We start from the raw sequence: 19,877 nt of genomic DNA, 5'->3' as shown, positions 1-19,877 counted from the left end.
CAGATGAACTCATAGCTTCTCCATCACCTTCCGATCTGAACCTGAGAAAAAGAATAGCCAATTTCCCAAGACCTGTGAGAGAACTCACGGAAAATCCGTGCGCCAGAAATCCGACGTTTTACAGAGGTATGTATTTGAGCAGCAAAGTGGGTCATCGCACTGGTTATCGTGCAGACGCCATCCCGCGACAGGGTCGCAAAGGTGTTACATTTATATTATTGATTTGTAGCAGAATTACTGACCCACCGAGTATATGCTCACGTGGGTCAATATTCAACGGGTTATCGTTAGTTTGCTAACGATAATCGTTGCCTTACTGATTATCTTCGCAGGGACGGGAAGTGAGGGCATTATCACTTTGTGCGCTTAAGCCGCGTTGGCAAACAAAGCCAGCCCATGCCAATACCACGGTGGCGACCATCACTAAAGTGGTGTTGTAGAGCGCGCGTTCCAGTCCGGTTGAAACCAACAAACTGGCGGCAAAACACAAGCCTAACTGGAACAGATTCTGCAAACCGGCGGCTTTGCCGGTGGCGTGTGGGAAAGGCGCAAGCGCGCTGGCAACCACGATGGGATAGATTGCACCATTCGCCAGCGCCATGCCGCAGAACGGCATTAGCAGCACAAACAGCGAAGTTGACGGCATCAACGCCACCACAAACAGACTCAGAATGCTCAGGCTATACAGCACCAGCAACCAAGGCAATAACTGCGCGCCTTGATAACGATTGAGCAGCGCGCGGCAACCAAATCCGCCAATCAGAAACGCAATGGTCTGCGGAATGTAACTCAGACCAATATCTGCTGGGGTTAAGCCTGCGGCGGCGAGGATGAACGGCGATCCGGTCAACCAGGCGAAAAAGCTGGCTGAACAAGCTGAATAAATTAACACGTTGCCGCTATAAACTCGGGTGTTCAGCAAGCTTAACCAACCGGGCTGCTTACCTGTATCAGCAGTTGCACGTTTTACAGCGGGTAAGCGCAACGTGCCAATCAGCAACACGATAGCAATTAACGTCAGAGTGATAAAAATACTACGCCAGTGGAAATGGCCAATCAGCCACGCGCCCAACAACGGCGCTAGCGCAGGTGAAAGCGCCACCAGCGGCATAATGGTGGCAAAAACCTTATTCGCTTGCGCTTTTGGATAGCGATCAACCACCAGCGCTTGCCAACTCACTGCCGCAGCACACACACCAATCGCCTGCACAAAACGCAACGCTAGCATCATGTAGACATCGGTCACCCACAGCATGCCCAGGCAGCCAAGGGCAAAAATGGCTAAGCCAGCCAGCAAAATAGGTTTGCGGCCATAACGATCCGACAACGGCCCCCAAAAAACTTGTGCACAAGCAAAGCCGCCAAGAAACAAGCTTAGGCTCGCGCTAATGGTGCCGGGCGCGGTGGCAAAATCACGCTGCATATCGCCAAAAGCCGGTAAATACATATCCGTGGCGAGAAAGCCGAGCATGCTCAGCACGGCGAGGTAAGGCATAAAAGCTTTGGACGACAACATGATGCTTCTCTAATTAGGCAGGTTGAACGGCGGGGAGTGTAAAAGGGTGCAACCTATTTTGTGAAACGCTAATATTTGCGAAGTGCTGTTAAATTTTTTGAAGGCAAGAATATGTGGTCTGAATATGCGTTGGAAGTGGTGGATGCGGTGGCGCGCACCGGCAGCTTTAGTGCGGCGGCGCAAGAATTACATCGCGTGCCTTCTGCCGTCAGCTACACCGTGCGCCAGTTGGAGAGCTGGCTGGCGGTGCCGTTGTTTGAAAGACATCATCGTGAAGTGGTGATGACGCCCGCCGGTGAACATTTTGTCCGTGAAGGCCGTTCTGTTATCAAAAAAATGCTCGCAACGCGTAGGCAATGTCAGCAATTGGCAAACGGCTGGCGCGGTGAACTTAGCATTGCCGTGGATTGCATAGTGAAACCCCAACGTACGCGCCAACTGGTGAAAGATTTCTATCGCCATTTCCCCGATATGGAGTTGATCATCAGCTACGAAGTGTTCAACGGCGTGTGGGATGCATTGGCGGATGGGCGGGTCGAGGTAGCGATTGGCGCAACCCAGGCGATTCCAGTCGGTGGGCGCTTCGCTTTCCAGGATATGGGCGCACTTAACTGGCGCTGCGTCGTCAGTCCCGATCATCCGTTGGTCAATGCAGCTGAATTAAATGATGAAACGCTGCGCGCCTGGCCTTCGCTGGTGCTGGAAGATACCTCGCGTGCATTGCCGCGTCGCATGACATGGACACTGGATAATCAGCGACGTTTGGTGGTGCCGGAATGGGAAACCGGTTTGGAGTGTTTGCAGGCTGGATTGTGCGTCGGCATGGTGCCGGGACATTTAGCGCGTCCGTTGCTGGATCGCCACGCGCTAGTGGAACTGACATTGCCGCAGGCGTTTCCTGATAGCCCCTGCTGCGTCAGTTGGTCAGAACAGCGTGCGTCGCCAGCGATGGATTGGTTACTGGCTTATCTTGGCGATGCTGAAACGCTGAACCACGAATGGCTCAGCGAAACCTCGGCTTAACGGCGATAGTCGCGGAACGGGCCGTACGCCACCGAACGACGCTCAATCAGCGTCGGTTGAACCTCAATGGTTTGCGGATCTTCACGCTTGCTGGTGATGCGATCCAACAGCATTTCCAGCGCTTTTTCACCTAATTCGGCTTTTGGCTGATGCACCGTGGTCAGCGCTGGCGTGAAGTAACGCGCGTTGCGCACGTTATCATAGCCAATCACCGAAATATCCTGCGGCACACGCAAGCCCATCTCATCAGCAGCACAAATCGCGCCCATTGCCATGATGTCCCCACCGCAGAATACCGCGGTTGGTCGCTGTTTCTGATTAAGGATTTGCTGCATCGCCTGATAACCCGATTCTGGCTCAAAGTCGCCCTGAACGATCCATTCTGGACGCACCGTAATGCCCGCTTCGCTCATCGCTTGCAGGAAACCGGCATGACGACCGCCGCCGGTATTACGTTCCATCTGACCGGGAATAGCGCCAATGTCACGATGTCCGCGTTCGACCAGATAGCGACCGGCAAGGTAGCCACCCTGGAAGGCGTTGTCCTGCACTGTATCGGTAAAGTCACCACGCGAAGCACCCCAATCCATCACCACCATCGGTATATTGCGGTTCTCTTCCAGCATTTGCAGTAAATCGTCTGGATATTCGGAACACATCACCAGCAAGCCATCGACGCGCTTCTGCGCCATCATCGACAGATAAGCTCGCTGCTTCTGCAAATCGTTATGCGCATTGCCGAGGATTAGCGTATATCCGCGCTCAAAGCAGTGATGCTCTACCGCTTCAATAATTTCGGCGAAGTAGGGCGCTTCACTGGACGTCGCCAGCAAACCCAATGTTTTGGTGTTATTGACCTTTAGGCTACGCGCCACAGCACTCGGCGAGTAGTGTAATTCTTTGATCGCTGCCCATACGGCGTTACGCGTCTCTTCCGCAACGAAGCGCGTTTTGTTGATGACATGCGAAACCGTGGTGGTTGAGACACCAGCGCGTTTCGCGACATCTTTAATTGTTGCCATGAAAAAGGTACTCCTGGCTTATCGCAACTTACTGATAAGTATATTGTTAAACGTTTGCGTCTGCTAATGCTTTTACGGCCCAAAACAGCGGGCAAAATGGGATTTTTCAGCAGGCAAAATCACGTCATTGCGCACCTATTCCAGCACGTGCTTAATCGGTTGCGCAACGAAAGGCGGCGATTCTAGCAAGCCCGCGCCGATAAGACGAGATTTTTGCCGGTTGCTATGCCAAAATCGTCATAACCATAAAGAATGTGTGACTAAGGAGCTGTGATGAGTACTGATTTGAAATTAGCGCTAATGACCACTGTTGGCGCGCTGTTGATGATTATCGCATTCAGTTTTACCGCTATTATGCATTAATAAAAAAGCCGGAGCTGATAACAGCATCCGGCTTTTTTATCTGTGTTGCGCAACCGCTAGCGAATGGTTTTAGGCGTCATCATGCGGCGCGCACCCACGTAGTGTTTCTGCCAGTAATCCTCGCCCAATGCGCTAATCTGAATATCTTTGCCGGTACGCGGTGACTGAATAAATTTTCCGTTACCCAGGTAAACGCCAACATGATCGGCAGTACCGCGATTATTGATGCGGAAGAACACCAGATCGCCTTTCTCCAGCATTTCACGCTTAATCGGTGCTGCATCGCGCAGGTGATACATTTCATTGGCGGTGCGAGGGAATTTGAATTTCACCAGATCTTTATAGGCGTACCACACCAGGCCGCTGCAATCGAAACCGGTATGTGGCGACGTGCCACCCCATTGATAAGGCTTGCCGAGCTGGCCCATTAATTTGGTCATCGCCGTTTCACGCGCTTTTTGATAGCGCTGGCGGTGCGCCTTGCTCATTTTGATGCCGGTCAGCGCTAGCGCTTCGTCATCGACTTCAATCTCGGAGGATTTTTTCGCCAGGCGTTGATGCCCGTATTTCTTACCGGAGAGTTTAAGCTGGGATTTTTTGCTGGTGGTATGGTGCAGCGCAGTTTCGGACTTGGTCTGTTTTTTGAGTTTGAATTTTTGGACTGACGTCAGGCGCGATTTTTTGGTAGTGGTTTTCACCGGGCGTCGCTTGCGGCGCTCGTCTTCACGTGCGCTCTTTTTCTCTGCTTTTGGCGAACTGGCATTAACGGGCGCATGCGGAGAAGCCGCGGCCACATTAAAAAACAGTTGGGCAAAAGCCAGTATGAAAAGCGTAATTAGTAGACGCATAATCCGGTTACAGGTTAAGCAGGCTGATTGGAAACAGACTGCGACAAAGTGAGAGAAATCTGATCAAACGACCAGCGCCGAGGCAATTCTAATCCACTTTTTTTCCAAAAGGTAAGGCCTTTTTCTATTAATATGTTACCAGATTGATTCTGTAGCAAAAATGAGCTATTTCAGCTGCTTAACCCAGCGAAATCATTGCTAATTATTAATTTATTAATGCTTATTAATGATACGAAAATGTTATTTGTCAGATGTTGATTTAACAAACATGGCGATTAGCATGACGCTAATGCAAAATCCCGTTTTCAGTAGGCGGGCTAAATCGCTACAATAAACAAACACGAAGTGAAGGATTAAGGAAGGCAATAATGAGTACTGTTGAAAAAATTCAGCGCCAGATCGCAGAAAACCCGATTCTGTTATACATGAAAGGCTCGCCAAAACTGCCAAGCTGCGGCTTCTCTGCGCAAGCGGTGCAGGCTCTTTCAGCCTGTGGCGAGCGCTTCGCCTATGTAGACATTTTGCAGAACCCGGATATCCGCGCTGAAATGCCAAAATACGCCAACTGGCCGACTTTCCCGCAACTGTGGGTAGATGGTGAACTGGTCGGCGGCTGCGACATCATCGTTGAGATGTTTCAGCGCGGCGAACTTCAGCCGTTACTGAAAGAAACCGCTGAGAAGTATAAAGAAGCGGAATAATGCAGAAGGCCGACAAATGTCGGCCTTTTCTTTATCTACTCTTCGACGGATGCATCGTCTGTTGATTCTTCACCGATTGCCAATGGCCAGCCGCCAAGGCGTTTCCAGCGATTCACCAACTCACAAAACAGCGTGGCCGTTTGCTCGGTGTCATATAACGCTGAATGCGCCTGCGTACTATCAAACTCCATTCCTGCCGCTTTACAGGCTTTAGCTAACACCGTTTGCCCCAGCACCAAACCGCTTAATGCCGCAGTATCGAAGGTGGCAAAGGGATGAAACGGATTGCGCTTCAGGCTGGCACGCTCGGCGGCAGCCATTACGAAGTTAAGATCGAAAGTCGCGTTGTGCGCCACGATAATGGCGCGATTGCAGCCACTATCTTTGGTGCCTTTGCGCACCATTTTAAAAATCGCATGCAGCGCTTCGTATTCACTCACTGCGCCGCGCAATGGATTAGTCGGATCAATACCGGTAAACGCCAGTGCCGCAGGATTAAGAATGGCCCCTTCAAACGGTTCTACGTGGAAATGCAGCGTTTCATCACGGTGTAACCAACCTTCTTCATCCATTTTCAGTGTGGTGGCAGCAATTTCCAGCAACGCATCGGTTTGAGCGTTAAAGCCGGCTGTTTCGACATCAATCACGACAGGATAAAAACCGCGGAAGCGTTGGTTGAGAGCGTTTAAAGCGTTCGATTCAGACATCAGGATCTCATGGCAATAAATAGGGCAGCGCGCATTATGGCAAAAATTGCAGGAGGGTGCAGCAGGAGAGGGGAATCAGCCTGCAAATTAGCAGGCTGACAAGCGGCATTAGTTGCCGAGGCCGTGACCGGCGTGTTTGTTTTCGATCAGCTCGATCTTGTAGCCATCTGGATCTTCAACAAACGCAATAATCGTCGAGCCGCCTTTGACCGGGCCCGCTTCACGAGTGACGTTTCCACCCGCGCTGCGAATGCGATCGCAGGTTTCTGCGACGTTATCCACGCCTAATGCGATGTGACCGTATGCGTTGCCGAGGTCGTATTTGTCTACGCCCCAGTTGTAGGTCAACTCAATCACCGCACCTTCGCTCTCTTCGGTGTAACCAACAAAGGCCAGGGTGTATTTGTATTCGGTGTTTTCGCTCTGACGCAGCACGCGCATGCCCAGCACGCGGGTGTAAAAATCGATGGAACGTTGCAAATCGCCAACGCGTAACATGGTGTGAAGTAAACGCATAACATCCTCTTTTTTCAAACGTCATCAGGAAGTGACAAACAGCTAAGTATAGCGAGTTAATTCTCTGATGAAACAACGCTGCCGCACATCCGCTGCGGCAGCGAAAATCTTACAGTGCTGGATAATCGGTATAGCCTTCTGCACCGCCACCATAGAAGCTTTCTGGGCGCTGCGGGTTGAGCGGTGCATCTTGCTGCAAACGCGCCACCAAATCCGGGTTGGCGATGAAGTCGCGACCAAAGGCCACGGCATCGATCAAACCACGCGCGATCAAATCATCGGCTTTCTCAACGCTGTAAGCACCGGCGCCAATAATCACGCCAGGGAAGGCGGCACGGACTTTCTTACGGAAGTCATCGCTATAAGGTTGGCCGCCAGCCCAATCTGGCTCGGACATGTGCAGATACGCCAGACCACGTTTGCCCAGTTCACTGATGTACCACAGCGCCGCTTCTTCCTCATCCGGACCATTTTCCAGGTTCTGGAAAGCGCCGATTGGCGACACGCGGATACCAATACGATCGGCTGACCAATTAGCAATGGCAGCATCAACCACTTCCAGCGCGAAACGGCCGCGTTTTTCAATGGAACCGCCGTATTCATCGCTGCGCTGGTTCGAGCCAGGCGCCAGGAACTGATGCATTAGGTAGCCGTGCGCCGAGTGCAGTTCCAGCAGATCGAAATCGGCTTCGCGCGCATTTGCCGCCGCCTGACCAAAATCTTTTACGATTTGCTGAATTTCCGCCACGCTCAGTTCACGCGGCACAGAGGTATCTTCACGATATACGCTGCCATCAGCGGCACGCAGGGAGGTACGCGTACCGGCGGCCAGCGCCGTTGGCGCTACCGGGGCTTTGCCTTCCGGCTGGACACTGTTGTGAGAAATACGTCCGGTGTGCCACAACTGCACTGCGCTATGACCGTGCGCGGCATGAATATCTTCGTTAATCACTTTCCACGCGGCAATTTGCTGCTGAGTATGCAGACCCGGCGCTCCGGCATAGCCTTTCGCCTGGAAAGAGATTTGCGTGGCTTCAGTAATGATTAAACCGGCACTGGCGCGCTGCTGGTAATATTCTGCCATTAGCGGCGTAGGGATATCGCCCGGTTCGATACTACGCAGACGCGTCAGTGGTGCCATAAAGATGCGATTGGGTACGGTAATCGCGCCCACTTTAAGTGGGGAGAACAGCTGTTTACTCGCCATAATGACTCCTGTAAGTAGACCGGTCGTCTAGAAACTGCGGTTTTAAATAAATCAGTGGCCGTTTAGCCACTGCTCGATGGTTTCGAGCGCCAGGCTAATCGGGCCTGATTCTCGTGAAATTTTGCTTTGCAAACTCGCGCCCAACCACAACAGGTAACAACGTTGCGCTAATTGTTCGGGTGATTGTGCGAATGGCAGCAGTTGTTCAGCTGCCACTTCCGTTAAACAGCGCGCATAAGCGGCAATGACGGCGCTCGCGCCACGCTGTAACGCATCGCGCATCGGTTCAGAGAGATCGCACACTTCTGCCGATAACTTAACGCCAAGACATCCGACGATATGGCCTTGCTCAATAAACAAGGTTTCCGCATAGTGAAAATGCTGCAAAAAACGCTCGCGCGGCACTAAATCTGGCGCATTTAACTGCTGCTCAACTTGCTGCAAAAAGTTAATAAAATAGCGCTCCAACAACGCCACGCCGAACGCTTCTTTCGAGCGGAAGTAGTGATAAAACGAACCTTTTGGCACTTCCGCCAGCGTGAGCATTTCGCTGAGGCCCATACCGGTGAAACCGCGTTGCAGGCAAACCTGCTCGCCGGTAGCGAGCAGATGTTCACGGGTATCGTTGCGTTGTTGAGTCTTGTTCATGCGGGGCAGGTTATTAGACCGGTCAGTCTAGTGCAACCCTCAAGACGCAGTTTGGCACGATCTGATCATGTCCAGTTGCGGCTGATAGGCTTTTGTTTGGATATTAAACATCCCCAAAAGCGTATGGAAAAGATGGTCTTGCGACACTTTTTCCGTGGGCGCTTGCTGGCGCAAACAATTTTCATCGAGGTGATAAGCAGCGGCATAGCCTGGCGACATCCACAGCAACACTGGAATATGTGTTTGCTGTGAAGGGGCGAATAAATACGGTGCGCCATGCAAGTACATGCCGCTTTCACCCAGCGATTCGCCATGATCGGAAAGATAAACCAGCGCCACATTAAAGCGATCGCTTAAAGTTTTCAGCTTATCAATGGTGCGGCTAATCATGTCGTCGCTATACAGCAATGAATTGTCGTAGGTGTTCACCAGTGCCTGATGATCGCAATCCTGGATTTGGTTGCTATCGCAGGTTGGGGTGAAGCGGCGGAACTGTGCCGGATAACGTTGATAATAGGCTGGACCGTGGCTGCCCATCTGATGCAATACAATCACGCCATCGTTGTGCAAACTATCAATATAATTATCAAGGCGATGCAGCAACACATCATCCTGGCAAAATCCATCGTGGCAATATTGCGGCAGTTGCCACTGCGTCATATCGGTGTGTGGCACTCGACTACAAGCACCTTTACAGCCGCCATCGTTTTCGCGCCACAACACGCTGACGCCCGCGTGTGCCAGAACATCGAGCAAACCTTCCTGATGGCGTGCCAAACTGGCGTCATAGTGCACGCGTGGCATATTCGAGAACATACACGGCACGGAAATGGCGGTTTCGGTACCGCAAGATGTCGCGTTGGGATAATAGATAACCTGCTGATTTTTCAGTTGCGGGTTGGTTTCTCGTCCATAACCACCGAGCGAGAAATTCTCGGCGCGTGCCGTTTCGCCCACCACTAATATCACCAGCGTTTTCTTATTTTCCGCGCTAATCAGCGGACCTTTATGCGCATCCTCGCCGATTTTGACTAACTCCTGGCTCCCTTGCAGATAACGCAGATCGACGTAACGTCCGGTTCCGCTCACCACGTTAGCCGGAGTGATCATCTTCACTAATCCCTTGTTGTTGCGGATTAATGAGGCGTAATCCTTGTAAAACAACACCGCCATCAACAGGATTAACATCACTGCGCCCAATGCGCCCGCCAGACGTTCCAGGATGTTCCACCACCAACGTTGACCGCTACGAATCCGCACCAGGCACAGCAGCACCACCGGCAAAATCCCCATCAGCAGCATCCACATCACGTAGCGACTGCTGATTAATGCGCTGGCTTCTTGCGGGTCAGATTCAAACACGTTTTGAATCATATTGGTGTCAATTACCGTGCCGAAACTGTGCATGAAATAGTTGGCAGCAGCGCTGATTAACACCAGAACGATTAATAAGGGTTTGCGCAGATAAGGCCAGGCAAGCAGCGAAAAAATCAGATAAAAAGCGCTAGCCAGCACCAGCGGAATACTGGCGGCAAACAGATAGTCGTGCAGATGTAAATAAGGAATGATTTCCCATGCGCGCAGCAAGAATATGGCGTTTAACACAAAGGTGAAAAACAGCGCGGCAATCAGATTAAATCCGCTGGTGCGGCACTGAAGGGTGATCGGAACGTTCATGAAAACTCAACGGAAATAGGGAATATGACAATCGTATGAACACTAGATGAGGAAAACCTTAACGAAAGTTAAACGTAAGCAATCTAAGCGATTTTTAACGGAACTTTTTGGTAATCAGTGGTAAGAAAAACCGCAACGTATTGATTGTGAGCAATTGGCGTTTACTCTTTATACAATGTCATTAAGCTGTTATCACTATGAAGCAGGATGTTAATTCCGGAGTTGATGTGGCCGAGCAATTAGAATTCTTTCCCGTTCCCAGCCCCTGTCGCGGCATTTGCCAGAGTGACTCGCGCGGCTATTGTCGCGGCTGTTTGCGCAGTCGGGATGAGCGCTTTAACTGGATGAAATTCACGGATGCGCAAAAGCGCGATGTGCTGCGTTTGTGTCGCCAACGCTGGATGCGCCTGCAACGGCAGCAGAAAGTGGACGAAGATCATGATCCGCAACAACCCGAACTGTTTTAAGAAAATGTTGATTTGGCTTTCCGTTATACTCCCGCCACTGATATCTGGATTCGTGTTTGAGGGAGTTTAACCATGTTACAACCGCAAGCTATTGCACCGCAGGGACCATCCTTTTCACCGCTGATTGCCGGTTATTGGCGTTTGATGGAGTGGGGCATGTCGCCACAGCAAGTGGTGCAGTTTATTGAGCATCACCTTTCGTTGGGCATCACTACCGTCGATCACGCTGATATTTACGGTGATTACCAATGTGAAGCGGCGTTCGGAGCCGCATTGCGTTTGGCGCCGGGATTACGTGAGAAATTGCAGATCGTCACCAAATGCGGCATTGCTACACGCGCTAAGCCGGAACATCGCATTGGTCACTACATTACTGAAGCCAGCCATATACTGCACAGCGCGGAAAATTCACTGCGTCATTTCAACACCGATTATCTCGATTTATTACTGATTCACCGCCCTGATCCGTTGATGGATGCCGATGAAATCGCCCAGGCGTTTATTGAACTGCATCAAAGCGGCAAAGTGCGCCATTTTGGCGTATCTAATTTCACGGCTTCGCAATTCTCACTGCTGCAATCACGCTTGCCGTTTAGCCTGGTGACCAATCAGTTGGAGATCTCCCCGCTGGAGCAAACCGCATTGCTGGATGGCTCGCTCGATCAGTGTCAGCAGCAGCGTATCCGTCCGATGGCGTGGTCATGCCTCGGTGGCGGACGACTGTTCAACGATCCGCATTACCAGCCGCTGCGCGACGAACTTGAGCTGGTAAAGCAAGAAATTGGCGCCAGCAATATCGAGCAAGTGGTGTACGCGTGGGTGATGATGTTGCCTAGCCGCCCATTGCCGATTATCGGTTCCGGCAAAATGGATCGTGTCACCGAAGCGGTGGCGGCGTGCCAATTAACGTTGAATCGCCAGCAATGGTTCCGCATCCGTAAAGCGGCTATTGGTTACGATGTGCCTTAAGCGTAAAGTTGCGTCAAACTTACGGTAGTTTGGATGTAAGTAGTTCAAGCTTTCAGGGAATTTAACCGTAAGGAGACGTTATGAAAACAAAACTCATTGCTGTGCTGGCTCTGGTCTGCGTCGCTAACGCGCAGGCTGCGACACAAGATGTCACGTTGTATGAAGCTACGGCGCAAGGAATCGGCACGGAGATTGGGAAAGTTACCCTCAGTGAAACACCGTATGGCGTGCAATTCACGCCAGCGTTGACCGGCTTGAAACCGGGCATTCATGGTTTCCATGTGCATGCGAAAGGAAGTTGCGAGACAAGTCTATCAGAGGGCAAAACGGTAGCTGCCGGTGCGGCTGGAGGACATTTTGACCCTCAAAATAGCGGCAAGCATCTTGGGCCGTATGGTGATGGTCATCTTGGCGATCTGCCTGCACTATTTGTAACAGAAGATGGTAAGTCAGATTATCCTGTCGTTGCACCACGCATTAAATCCCTCGATGAGATCAAAGGTAAAGCCCTAATGGTTCATGTCGGCGGTGATAACCATGCCGACCATCCTCAACCGCTTGGCGGCGGTGGGGCACGTTTTGCCTGTGGTGTGATCTAACTTCATGGGCGGCACTCACCTGTCGCCCAATTTCCTTATTGTGAAAAATACTGACCCAATTTCTTGCTACTCTCGGCGGATTTTCCATCCTATGATGTTGATTCCGGAATAAAAGGCTCAGGGGCAGGAATGAAAACGCGTGCAGTAATGTTGTTATGTTTATTGTTGGCGGGATGTGATCAACCGAATGACACGCAACTGCGCCTCGATGCCAGCCGGCAATTGCAACGCACCATTGATACCAATCCGCTGCGCAACGTCTGTGAGAACATTGCGCGTGGGCGTGAATGGCTCACCCAACGCACCATCGATCAGTTAGAAGCCAAAGGCTGCCAAAATGTGTTACGCAGCGCCACGGAAACCAACTTCACTCACAGCGAAACTTATCGCCACGCGATGACGGTGGTGTGCGGCGGTATTCAAGGCAAAAGCTTTACCGGCACTACCTTGAATCGGCGCTTTATTTACTCCTCCGAAGAGAAGGCGTTGGTGATTGAACCGATGTCCGATCAGGATAAAACCCGTTTTGAAGGACAGAAAACCTTGCAGCAATTGCATGATGATTTTAATCGCCAAAACACCCAATATTGCCAGTAATCAATCCGGTACCGCTTGTGCTAACTGTGCCAGGGAACAGCGCAAGCGCCACAAAATCCCAGCCAGCGTATTCGCTTCGCTTTCTGGCTGTTGCTGCAATTGATCAATGGTATTTTCCAGCTCACTTAACGTGGCCTGCAAGGCGCTGTGATGCACGCCACGCAAACTCATAATCCGCTGTAAATCGCGTTGGCTAGAGTCGCGTATCTGCGCCAGCGTCGCGGACGCGGGCTGCCACTCACGCAGTTGCCAGACAATATGCGAACAGTTCAGCAGCACCACGCCCCAGCGCAACAGCCAAACGCGCGCTTGCTCGTCGCGGCTATTACTCAGTTGACTAATGTGATGGTAAATCTGCGATTCAAAGTGGCTTTCGCTGAGTCGCGGATGGCGGCGCAACTGATCGAGAAATGCATGGCGCAGGGCACGAATATGGCGACGGCTGCGGCGCGCATCGGAACTCGGGCGCAATACCTGGAACGCCAGCCAGGCCAGCAAAACACCGCAAACTTTCGCCAGGTTATCATTGATAAAGCTGGCAAAATCCCAGTCAGGCGGATTGGTGACGGCGATAAACGATCCCATAAAGACAATGAATTGTCCCCACATGCCCGCGCGTTTTTTCTGCTGCAATTTGAACAACTGCAAAGTAATCAGCAGCGGGAACAGCACCAGTAAGAATTGCCACAGCGCGCTGATTTGCACCATCAAACCGAACTGCAACACAAAGCTAAACACCGACAGCCACAACAAAGTTTTCAGCAAAAGTGACACGCTGCCACTCGGTGACGGTGCGGAAGAGTAAAGTACGCAGGCAATCGCCGTTAGCGTTAGTGCGGCGGCGCCGGAATCCCATTGCGTGGTGATCCAAAAGGCACAGCCGAGGATGATCACACTAAAGGTGCGCAGCGCGCTCCAGCCTGCTTCAGCGCTATCGCTTTCCCTTGCCAGTGAAGGCGAATACGGCGGTTGAAAACGGGTATCTGCATCCGCGCGTTCAATCAGGCGAATCCAGCGATTAACGTTGAGATACACCCAGCAGAAATAGCGCAAGCGTTGCACAAAGGCGCGTTGGCGATAATCACCGGTTGCCGAGGGGGGGATACCACGCAGAATCAGCGCCAGGCGATATTTGTCGCACTGCGGCGCGGCTAATTCGTGCAGCAGTTGCGTGATGGCGTCATACAATTGCGGTGGCGCATCCGGCCAGTTCAGTAGCATACGACGCAGGCTGGACAGCACGCTGGTCAGGCGCAGTTGCTGATGCAGCACATAGTTCAACACGTTGTTTTGGCGACGAAAGCGATAATGGCTCCAGAAAGCCTGAATACGCAGCAGGTTCATGGTGAGAATCTGGCTAATCACATTTTCATGCGCGGTACGCACATTGTCGGTGCTACTTTGTTGCAGCAGCAACACCGCATGATCGAGCAAACGTGCATGCATCTGGCGCAGCGAACCCATCAGCGCATTGCCGTCTGAGGTGCTGGGCAGAATCATCATCATTAAACCGGCGCAAAGAATGCCGGATATCACTTCGCAAACGCGCGCTTGCGCGATGTCCCATAATTGCGTGACATCAGTAATATTGACGCTGCTGAAAGCGATGATGGCGGCGGTGTAACCCGCCAGCGAAAAGGCGTAGGCGACATTGTTTTGGTAGTGATTGGCGATCCAGGTACAAAACGCCAACCAACCCGCCATAAAGAAAGCAAACAGCCAGGGTTCATTTAAGGTGTGACCGGCAATCAGCAACGCCGCGCTGGCCCCCAATAAGCTGCCGACAATGCGTCCAAGACTTTTACTGATCGCACCACCAACGGTGGGAAAACTCACCACGGCGGCGGACGTCATGGCCCAATAAGGTTGGTCGAGTTGCAGCGCATAGGCGATGGTTAACGCCAGACACATGGCAATCGCATTGCGTAACGCGTAGCGCCACTCGCCGCCGGTTGCTTTTATCCACGGCAAATTTTGCCAGGCCAGCCACTGAAAATTCATCATGGCGTTAGTGCGCGATAGAAATAGTGCACGTGGTGCCTGCGACTAATGGCGTACCATCGGGCAGCGCATCGATGTGAATACGCACCGGTACGCGTTGTGCCAGGCGCACCCACGGCACGTTCGGTTTGATATCCGGCACTAATCCGCCATCGGTGGCGACACTTTGGTCGTAAATCGCCCGGCCAATACTTTCTACTTTCCCCTGCAAGCGCGCGCCGTTGCTGTACAACACAATCTGCGCCTCCGCACCGGGTTGGATGTGACGCAACTTGGTCTCTTCGAAATAGCCCATTACGTAATAAGAGTGGCTATCGACTAAGGCGAACAACGGCGTGCCAGCTGTAGCATAGTTGCCGGTGCGCAGCGTGAGATTGCTGATCCAGCCGTCGGTTGGGGCGGTCACTGTGGTCTGATCGAGATTCCAGCGTGCTTGATCAAGGCTGGCCTGTGCGGCTTTAGCGGTGGCGGCGGCGGCATTAGCGCTTAAACGCGCAGCATCCATATCTTCTGCGGAAATCACATTGCGCGGCAAACTGGCGCGGCGATTGGCTTCATGCTGCGCTTTAGCCAGATCGGCCTGCGCTTTAGCTAACTGCGCTTCGGCATTGGCCTCGGCGATTTGCCACGGCACCGGATCGAGCTTGAGCAGCGTGTCACCTTTATGCACGAACTGATTGTCGCGCACCTTGAGTTCGATAATGCGGCCTGATACTTCTGGCGTGATGTCCACCAGCTCTGCGCGCACTTTCCCATCACGCGTCCAGGGCGATTGCATGTAGTAATTCCACATCCACCATCCTGCAAGCAGGGCCAGCGCAAAAATCACTACGGTCGAAAAGTATTTAAAAGGGTTGAATTTCATAGTGATTTATCCGAGGCTCAGTAACCACAATGCGCCAGCGACGCAAAGTACAAACAGGGAAAGGTCCATTAATGTGGGATGCCAGACATCGCCGGAGTACATCCAGCCGCGTAACAGCGGATGGATCAGTAGCCAGAAGAAGAAGCCGAGCAGTACCGCTTTGAACAGCGGTGGGAAAAACAGCGAGGCACCGAAGACCAAATCGCTAAGCGGTGCGGTGGTGGAAAAAGTGGTGTGGAACACGTGTCATCATCCTTTTTGACCGGGAATCATCTAAATAGAGTCTAGACGGCAAGCGCATCGCCTGGCTTTGGAATTGTAATTTACCAGGTAAACTCGCAGAATAGTGTAAAATCTGGCTTAATAGCTAGCAAGCTAATTATAAGGAGATGCAATGGATACGCCCTTGGGAACCGATCTGTCTCGCTTAGTGCGCATTTGGCGCGCGTTAATCGATCAGCGTTTAAAACCGCTTGAACTGACACAAACACACTGGGTGACGTTACATAACATTCATCAACTCCCGCCTGAACAGTCACAAATTCAGCTGGCAAAGGCGATTGGCATTGAACAACCTTCGCTGGTACGCACGCTGGATCAGCTGGAAGAGAAGGGATTGATTACCCGCGCCACCTGCGCTAACGATCGCCGTGCAAAGCGCATCAAGCTGACGAAGCAGGCGGAACCGATCATCGAGCAGGTTGAAAATGTGATTGATGCAACGCGCGATGACATTCTTTCCGGCATCAGTCTGGAAGAGATCAACCAGATGGTCACGCTGATTGCGCGATTAGAAAAAAATATTCTCGAGTTTCACAATCGCGAGAAATAAAAAAACCGACGCCCAGCGTCGGTTTTTTCTTATCTAGGCTATGCGCTTAGCGTGGAGAAACGGTTACCTGGCTGCCGTTTGACGCCATAACCACACGTTGTCCCACAGAGTAGCGGCTGGCCGCTTGCTTCTGCACCACCATGATGGTGTTACCATCGTCCTTACGGATTTCCAGCTCAACGCCGTCAGACTTATTGACCGCGCCCTGAACGCCTTGACCCGCTACGCCACCGAGCACTGCGCCACCGGCAGTCGCCAGGCTACGTCCAGTACCGCCGCCAATAGTGTTACCGAGGAAACCACCCAGCACTGCACCACCAATCGCGCCAATCACGTTATTTTCATCGCCACCCTGGATTTTGACCGGACGAACCGATACCAGCGTACCGTAAGAAACACTTTGTACTTGTTTAGCTTCGTTGGCGCTGTAAACGTCACCGGAAAGGGTGTCGGTATTGGCACAGCCTGCCAGAGTTAAGCCGGTCAACGCCACGGCTACAAAACGCTTAATCATCAGAACGCTCCTTAATGCAAAAAAACGCCATGTTTTCATCCTCTACTGCACAGAGTATAAGACAGAAAACTGGCAATTGACTCTAAGTCCGTATAAAACGCGGCTGAGGCGAAGCATAGACCATCACCCCTCAACAAAAATTCAATTACGCAACGAAAATATTTTCGTGCTGGAATGGACTGCGCAGCGACGCTGAAAAGCGGAATTTTATCATAGAATTAGCCTCGGTAATTTGCCAGGCTTATGCCAGATGATGTTAAGGGAGTGAATCGCGATGAAATCAGGACGCTATATTGGCGTGATGTCGGGCACCAGCCTTGATGGTGTAGACGTAGTGCTGGCGGCGATTGATGGGCAAATGGTGGCGCAGCAGGCCAGTTATTGCCACCCCATTCCGCAGGAGTTGCGCCAACAGGTACTGGCGATCTGTCAGGGGCAATCCTTGACGCTGTCGCAGCTAGGGCAACTGGATACTCGCCTCGGCAAACTGTTTGCCGAAGCGGTATTGGCGTTGATGCATCAGCAATCGCTGGAGGCCAGCGATATTGTGGCGATTGGTTGCCATGGACAAACCGTGTGGCACGAACCGAAAAGTGATGCGCCGAACACGCTGCAAATTGGCGATAACAACCAAATTGCCGCCGCTACTGGCGTCACGGTGATTGGCGATTTCCGTCGCCGTGATATGGCGTTGGGCGGACAGGGCGCACCGCTGGTGCCCGCTTTCCATCAGGCGCTATTAATGGACAGCGTTGAGCGCCGCATGGTGCTGAATATTGGCGGCATCGCTAATTTGTCATTATTAATTCCAGGCCAACCGGTGCGCGGATTTGATACCGGTCCAGGCAACATGCTGATCGATAGCTGGATTTGGCGCAATAAAGCCTTGCCGTACGACAAAGATGCCGCATGGGCGCGCAGCGGCCAGGTGGTTCCGGCGTTGCTGGAGCTCATGTTGAGCGATCCGTGGTTTGCCCTGCCGCCACCGAAAAGTACTGGACGCGAATATTTCAATCTCAGTTGGATTGAGCAACAGTTGCAGCGTTTCCCGGCGCTGGCCCCGCAAGATGTGCAGGCCACGCTGTGTGAGTTAACCGCGTTGACCATTGCGCAGCAGGTGCAGCTGAACGACGGTTGTGATCGCTTGCTGGTTTGTGGCGGTGGCAGCCGTAATCCGCTGTTGATGGCGCGTCTGGCAACACATTTAGCCGGTACCGAAGTCACCACCACCGATGAGGCCGGCATCAGCGGTGATGATATGGAAGCATTAGCCTTTGCCTGGCTGGCGTTCCGCACGCTGAACGGTTTACCGGGCAATTTGCCGGCGGTTACTGGCGCTACAGAAATGAGTGTATTGGGTGCGATTTATCCCGCCAATGCGCGACTTACGCATTAAGAGGTGAATATGAAGAAGATGATCATTTTGCTTGGTAGCGTCGCACTATTGAGCGGCTGCGGTATGTTGCATAAAGCAACGCCAACGCCACAACAGCTGCGCTATCAATGCGGCACCTTGCCGTTAACTGTCACGCAGGACAATGCCAAACAGCAAGTGAGCTTCATTTTGGATGGTAAACCGCTGACGCTGACGCAAACGGTCGCGGCATCCGGTGCCCGTTACAGCGATGGTACTTACGTGTTCTGGTCAAAAGGTAACAGTGCCTTTGTTGAACGTAACGAGAAAATCGTGATAAATGACTGTGAATTGCAAAACGCGGATGCTTCCGCGCAGTAGACGGTGAGAAAGAGAAACAACATGAGCGACAGTGAAAGCTTGCAAAATATTGCCCATCTGCGTCGTGAATACACCCGCGGCGGGCTGCGACGTAAAGATTTGCCGGATAATCCTTTAGCGCTGTTTGAGCAGTGGTTACAACAGGCTTGTGCAGCGCAACTGCCCGATCCTACCGCCATGACGGTCGCGACGGTGGACAGCAACGGTCAACCCTATCAGCGCATCGTGCTGCTTAAGCACTACGACGAGCAAGGCATGGTGTTTTACACCAACCTTGGCAGCCGCAAAGCGCTTCAGTTGGCCGATAATCCGCGTATTTCGCTGCATTTCCCATGGCACTTCCTTGAGCGCCAGGTGATGTTGCTGGGTGAAGTGGAAAAACTCTCGCCGCTGGAAGTGCTGAAATACTTCAGCAGCCGTCCGCGTGACAGCCAAATTGGCGCGTGGGTGTCGAAGCAATCGAGCCGGATCTCAGCGCGCGGCGTGCTGGAAGGCAAGTTCCTTGAACTTAAACAGAAATTCCAGCAAGGCGAAGTGCCGCTGCCGAGTTTTTGGGGCGGTTATCGCGTTAAATTCCATACTGTCGAGTTCTGGCAGGGCGGCGAACATCGCTTACACGATCGCTTCCTCTACCAGCGCGCGGATAACGGCTGGACGATTGACCGTTTAGCCCCGTAAAACTGCGTTTTATCCCCTTTCAACGCTGGCGCAGTTGGCGTCAGCGCTTTATGCTATAGCCCTCTTTTTTTTCGTCTCCGCACGTCAGCGGAAAGCTGTGTACCAGCCTAGGTGCAGTCTGATCAATTTGGAGTCAGTGATGACCAGCAGTAACCTGATACAACAATTGCAAGAAAGGGGCTTAGTCGCCCAGGTAACGGATGAAGAAGCGTTAGCAGAGCGACTGGCGCAAGGGCCAATTGCACTCTATTGCGGCTTCGATCCGACCGCTGATAGCTTGCATTTGGGCCATCTGGTGCCGCTGCTCTGCCTGAAACGTTTTCAGGATGCCGGACACAAGCCGGTCGCGCTGGTGGGTGGTGCCACCGGTCTGATTGGCGATCCCAGCTTTA

The 19,877-nt window shown here is 52.2% G+C and carries 23 protein-coding genes and 1 pseudogene; 12 read left to right on the top strand and 12 right to left on the bottom strand.

Annotation, left to right across the window (positions count from 1 at the left end):
• Positions 1-313: 313 nt before the first annotated feature.
• On the bottom strand, positions 314-1,516 hold the full coding sequence (gene punC / locus ABDW13_RS21170) for a purine nucleoside transporter PunC (RefSeq protein WP_343554502.1): 1,203 nt from the start codon (positions 1,514-1,516) through the stop codon (positions 314-316).
• A gap of 111 nt (positions 1,517-1,627) precedes the next feature.
• Here punC and punR point away from each other — a divergent pair, with 111 nt between their 5' ends.
• Positions 1,628-2,539 (top strand): DNA-binding transcriptional activator PunR, encoded by a 912-nt coding sequence (gene punR / locus ABDW13_RS21165; RefSeq protein ID WP_343554501.1) that lies wholly within the window; start codon positions 1,628-1,630, stop codon positions 2,537-2,539.
• On the opposite strand, the gene purR is transcribed toward punR, so the two are convergent.
• Positions 2,536-3,561: an HTH-type transcriptional repressor PurR gene (purR, locus tag ABDW13_RS21160; RefSeq protein ID WP_343554500.1), complete on the bottom strand. Its 1,026-nt coding sequence runs from the start codon at positions 3,559-3,561 to the stop codon at positions 2,536-2,538. The genes punR and purR overlap by 4 nt on opposite strands.
• Positions 3,562-3,834: 273 nt before the next feature.
• Between purR and ABDW13_RS21155 the strand changes: the two genes are divergently transcribed.
• Complete coding sequence (locus ABDW13_RS21155) at positions 3,835-3,924, top strand: YnhF family membrane protein (RefSeq protein ID WP_097094094.1); 90 nt, start codon at positions 3,835-3,837, stop codon at positions 3,922-3,924.
• Between the two features lie 56 nt (positions 3,925-3,980).
• Here ABDW13_RS21155 and ABDW13_RS21150 read toward each other — a convergent pair whose 3' ends face one another.
• Positions 3,981-4,772 (bottom strand): C40 family peptidase, encoded by a 792-nt coding sequence (locus tag ABDW13_RS21150; RefSeq protein WP_343554499.1) that lies wholly within the window; start codon positions 4,770-4,772, stop codon positions 3,981-3,983.
• Positions 4,773-5,137: 365 nt separating this feature from the next.
• On the opposite strand from ABDW13_RS21150, the gene ABDW13_RS21145 reads away from it, so the two are divergent.
• Positions 5,138-5,473: a Grx4 family monothiol glutaredoxin gene (locus tag ABDW13_RS21145; RefSeq protein WP_175501675.1), complete on the top strand. Its 336-nt coding sequence runs from the start codon at positions 5,138-5,140 to the stop codon at positions 5,471-5,473.
• Between the two features lie 35 nt (positions 5,474-5,508).
• On the opposite strand, the gene rnt is transcribed toward ABDW13_RS21145, so the two are convergent.
• The 5 genes from rnt to eptA form a co-directional block, all read right to left on the bottom strand.
• A complete protein-coding gene (gene rnt, locus ABDW13_RS21140) occupies positions 5,509-6,180 on the bottom strand; it encodes a ribonuclease T (RefSeq protein WP_343554498.1) in 672 nt (223 codons plus the stop codon).
• Positions 6,181-6,288: 108 nt separating this feature from the next.
• On the bottom strand, positions 6,289-6,696 hold the full coding sequence (gene gloA / locus ABDW13_RS21135; protein ID WP_343554497.1) for a lactoylglutathione lyase: 408 nt from the start codon (positions 6,694-6,696) through the stop codon (positions 6,289-6,291).
• Positions 6,697-6,805: 109 nt separating this feature from the next.
• Entirely contained in the window at positions 6,806-7,903 is a 1,098-nt protein-coding gene (locus tag ABDW13_RS21130) for an alkene reductase (RefSeq protein WP_343554496.1), read from the bottom strand.
• A gap of 51 nt (positions 7,904-7,954) precedes the next feature.
• Complete coding sequence (locus ABDW13_RS21125) at positions 7,955-8,551, bottom strand: TetR/AcrR family transcriptional regulator (RefSeq protein ID WP_343554495.1); 597 nt, start codon at positions 8,549-8,551, stop codon at positions 7,955-7,957.
• A gap of 39 nt (positions 8,552-8,590) precedes the next feature.
• Positions 8,591-10,228, bottom strand: coding sequence for a phosphoethanolamine transferase EptA (gene eptA, locus ABDW13_RS21120; RefSeq protein WP_343554494.1), 1,638 nt, complete (start codon positions 10,226-10,228; stop codon positions 8,591-8,593).
• A gap of 227 nt (positions 10,229-10,455) precedes the next feature.
• Between eptA and ABDW13_RS21115 the strand changes: the two genes are divergently transcribed.
• The 4 genes from ABDW13_RS21115 (at position 10,456) to ABDW13_RS21100 (ending at position 12,860) form a co-directional block, all read left to right on the top strand.
• On the top strand, positions 10,456-10,695 hold the full coding sequence (locus ABDW13_RS21115; protein WP_343554493.1) for a DUF1289 domain-containing protein: 240 nt from the start codon (positions 10,456-10,458) through the stop codon (positions 10,693-10,695).
• 72 nt (positions 10,696-10,767) lie between these two features.
• The gene (locus tag ABDW13_RS21110) at positions 10,768-11,664 is read left to right on the top strand and encodes an aldo/keto reductase family oxidoreductase (protein ID WP_343554492.1); all 897 of its coding nucleotides are present in this window, start codon (positions 10,768-10,770) and stop codon (positions 11,662-11,664) included.
• Between the two features lie 80 nt (positions 11,665-11,744).
• Positions 11,745-12,263, top strand: coding sequence for a superoxide dismutase [Cu-Zn] SodC (gene sodC, locus ABDW13_RS21105; RefSeq protein WP_343554491.1), 519 nt, complete (start codon positions 11,745-11,747; stop codon positions 12,261-12,263).
• 129 nt (positions 12,264-12,392) lie between these two features.
• A complete protein-coding gene (locus tag ABDW13_RS21100) occupies positions 12,393-12,860 on the top strand; it encodes a hypothetical protein (RefSeq protein WP_343554490.1) in 468 nt (155 codons plus the stop codon).
• Here the strand turns inward: ABDW13_RS21100 and ABDW13_RS21095 are convergent, their stop codons facing one another.
• The 3 genes from ABDW13_RS21095 to ABDW13_RS21085 are packed head-to-tail and all read right to left on the bottom strand — an operon-like array spanning position 12,861 to position 15,969.
• Positions 12,861-14,861, bottom strand: a complete 2,001-nt coding sequence (locus tag ABDW13_RS21095) for an FUSC family protein (RefSeq protein ID WP_343554503.1) — start codon at positions 14,859-14,861, stop codon at positions 12,861-12,863.
• 7 nt (positions 14,862-14,868) lie between these two features.
• Positions 14,869-15,726 (bottom strand): HlyD family secretion protein, encoded by an 858-nt coding sequence (locus tag ABDW13_RS21090; RefSeq protein WP_343554489.1) that lies wholly within the window; start codon positions 15,724-15,726, stop codon positions 14,869-14,871.
• A 6-nt stretch (positions 15,727-15,732) separates the two neighbouring features.
• Positions 15,733-15,969: a DUF1656 domain-containing protein gene (locus tag ABDW13_RS21085; RefSeq protein WP_343554488.1), complete on the bottom strand. Its 237-nt coding sequence runs from the start codon at positions 15,967-15,969 to the stop codon at positions 15,733-15,735.
• Positions 15,970-16,120: 151 nt separating this feature from the next.
• Here ABDW13_RS21085 and slyA point away from each other — a divergent pair, with 151 nt between their 5' ends.
• Positions 16,121-16,558: a transcriptional regulator SlyA gene (gene slyA, locus ABDW13_RS21080; protein WP_007892783.1), complete on the top strand. Its 438-nt coding sequence runs from the start codon at positions 16,121-16,123 to the stop codon at positions 16,556-16,558.
• Between the two features lie 46 nt (positions 16,559-16,604).
• On the opposite strand, the gene slyB is transcribed toward slyA, so the two are convergent.
• Entirely contained in the window at positions 16,605-17,072 is a 468-nt protein-coding gene (gene slyB / locus ABDW13_RS21075) for an outer membrane lipoprotein SlyB (protein ID WP_343554487.1), read from the bottom strand.
• A 274-nt stretch (positions 17,073-17,346) separates the two neighbouring features.
• Here slyB and anmK point away from each other — a divergent pair, with 274 nt between their 5' ends.
• From anmK to ABDW13_RS21055, 4 genes and pseudogenes are all read left to right on the top strand, one after another.
• Positions 17,347-18,468 (top strand): anhydro-N-acetylmuramic acid kinase, encoded by a 1,122-nt coding sequence (anmK, locus tag ABDW13_RS21070; protein WP_343554486.1) that lies wholly within the window; start codon positions 17,347-17,349, stop codon positions 18,466-18,468.
• Positions 18,469-18,477: 9 nt separating this feature from the next.
• Positions 18,478-18,807, top strand: a complete 330-nt coding sequence (locus ABDW13_RS21065) for an MliC family protein (protein ID WP_343554485.1) — start codon at positions 18,478-18,480, stop codon at positions 18,805-18,807.
• A gap of 21 nt (positions 18,808-18,828) precedes the next feature.
• Positions 18,829-19,485 carry a pyridoxamine 5'-phosphate oxidase gene (gene pdxH / locus ABDW13_RS21060; protein WP_343554484.1) on the top strand — a complete coding sequence of 219 codons (657 nt, stop codon included), beginning with the start codon at positions 18,829-18,831 and terminating at the stop codon, positions 19,483-19,485.
• Positions 19,486-19,624: 139 nt separating this feature from the next.
• Positions 19,625-19,877, top strand: a pseudogene (locus ABDW13_RS21055) (tyrosine--tRNA ligase); the annotation flags it as partial.

The sequence above is a fragment of the Pantoea sp. genome (assembly GCF_039594315.1).
Taxonomy (GTDB): Bacteria; Pseudomonadota; Gammaproteobacteria; order Enterobacterales; family Enterobacteriaceae; genus Pantoea.
This window is presented reverse-complemented; position numbering and strand designations above follow the sequence as displayed.

Bases quoted from the DNA above. Each gene is read 5' to 3' on its own strand.
- punC (WP_343554502.1), bottom strand. From the start codon at position 1,516: ATGTTGTCGTCCAAAGCTTTTATGCCTTACCTCGCCGTGCTGAGCATG.
- punR (WP_343554501.1), top strand. From the start codon at position 1,628: ATGTGGTCTGAATATGCGTTGGAAGTGGTGGATGCGGTGGCGCGCACC.
- purR (WP_343554500.1), bottom strand. From the start codon at position 3,561: ATGGCAACAATTAAAGATGTCGCGAAACGCGCTGGTGTCTCAACCACC.
- ABDW13_RS21155 (WP_097094094.1), top strand. From the start codon at position 3,835: ATGAGTACTGATTTGAAATTAGCGCTAATGACCACTGTTGGCGCGCTG.
- ABDW13_RS21150 (WP_343554499.1), bottom strand. From the start codon at position 4,772: ATGCGTCTACTAATTACGCTTTTCATACTGGCTTTTGCCCAACTGTTT.
- rnt (WP_343554498.1), bottom strand. From the start codon at position 6,180: ATGTCTGAATCGAACGCTTTAAACGCTCTCAACCAACGCTTCCGCGGT.
- gloA (WP_343554497.1), bottom strand. From the start codon at position 6,696: ATGCGTTTACTTCACACCATGTTACGCGTTGGCGATTTGCAACGTTCC.
- ABDW13_RS21130 (WP_343554496.1), bottom strand. From the start codon at position 7,903: ATGGCGAGTAAACAGCTGTTCTCCCCACTTAAAGTGGGCGCGATTACC.
- ABDW13_RS21125 (WP_343554495.1), bottom strand. From the start codon at position 8,551: ATGAACAAGACTCAACAACGCAACGATACCCGTGAACATCTGCTCGCT.
- eptA (WP_343554494.1), bottom strand. From the start codon at position 10,228: ATGAACGTTCCGATCACCCTTCAGTGCCGCACCAGCGGATTTAATCTG.
- ABDW13_RS21110 (WP_343554492.1), top strand. From the start codon at position 10,768: ATGTTACAACCGCAAGCTATTGCACCGCAGGGACCATCCTTTTCACCG.
- sodC (WP_343554491.1), top strand. From the start codon at position 11,745: ATGAAAACAAAACTCATTGCTGTGCTGGCTCTGGTCTGCGTCGCTAAC.
- ABDW13_RS21100 (WP_343554490.1), top strand. From the start codon at position 12,393: ATGAAAACGCGTGCAGTAATGTTGTTATGTTTATTGTTGGCGGGATGT.
- ABDW13_RS21095 (WP_343554503.1), bottom strand. From the start codon at position 14,861: ATGAATTTTCAGTGGCTGGCCTGGCAAAATTTGCCGTGGATAAAAGCA.
- ABDW13_RS21090 (WP_343554489.1), bottom strand. From the start codon at position 15,726: ATGAAATTCAACCCTTTTAAATACTTTTCGACCGTAGTGATTTTTGCG.
- slyA (WP_007892783.1), top strand. From the start codon at position 16,121: ATGGATACGCCCTTGGGAACCGATCTGTCTCGCTTAGTGCGCATTTGG.
- slyB (WP_343554487.1), bottom strand. From the start codon at position 17,072: ATGATTAAGCGTTTTGTAGCCGTGGCGTTGACCGGCTTAACTCTGGCA.
- anmK (WP_343554486.1), top strand. From the start codon at position 17,347: ATGAAATCAGGACGCTATATTGGCGTGATGTCGGGCACCAGCCTTGAT.
- ABDW13_RS21065 (WP_343554485.1), top strand. From the start codon at position 18,478: ATGAAGAAGATGATCATTTTGCTTGGTAGCGTCGCACTATTGAGCGGC.
- pdxH (WP_343554484.1), top strand. From the start codon at position 18,829: ATGAGCGACAGTGAAAGCTTGCAAAATATTGCCCATCTGCGTCGTGAA.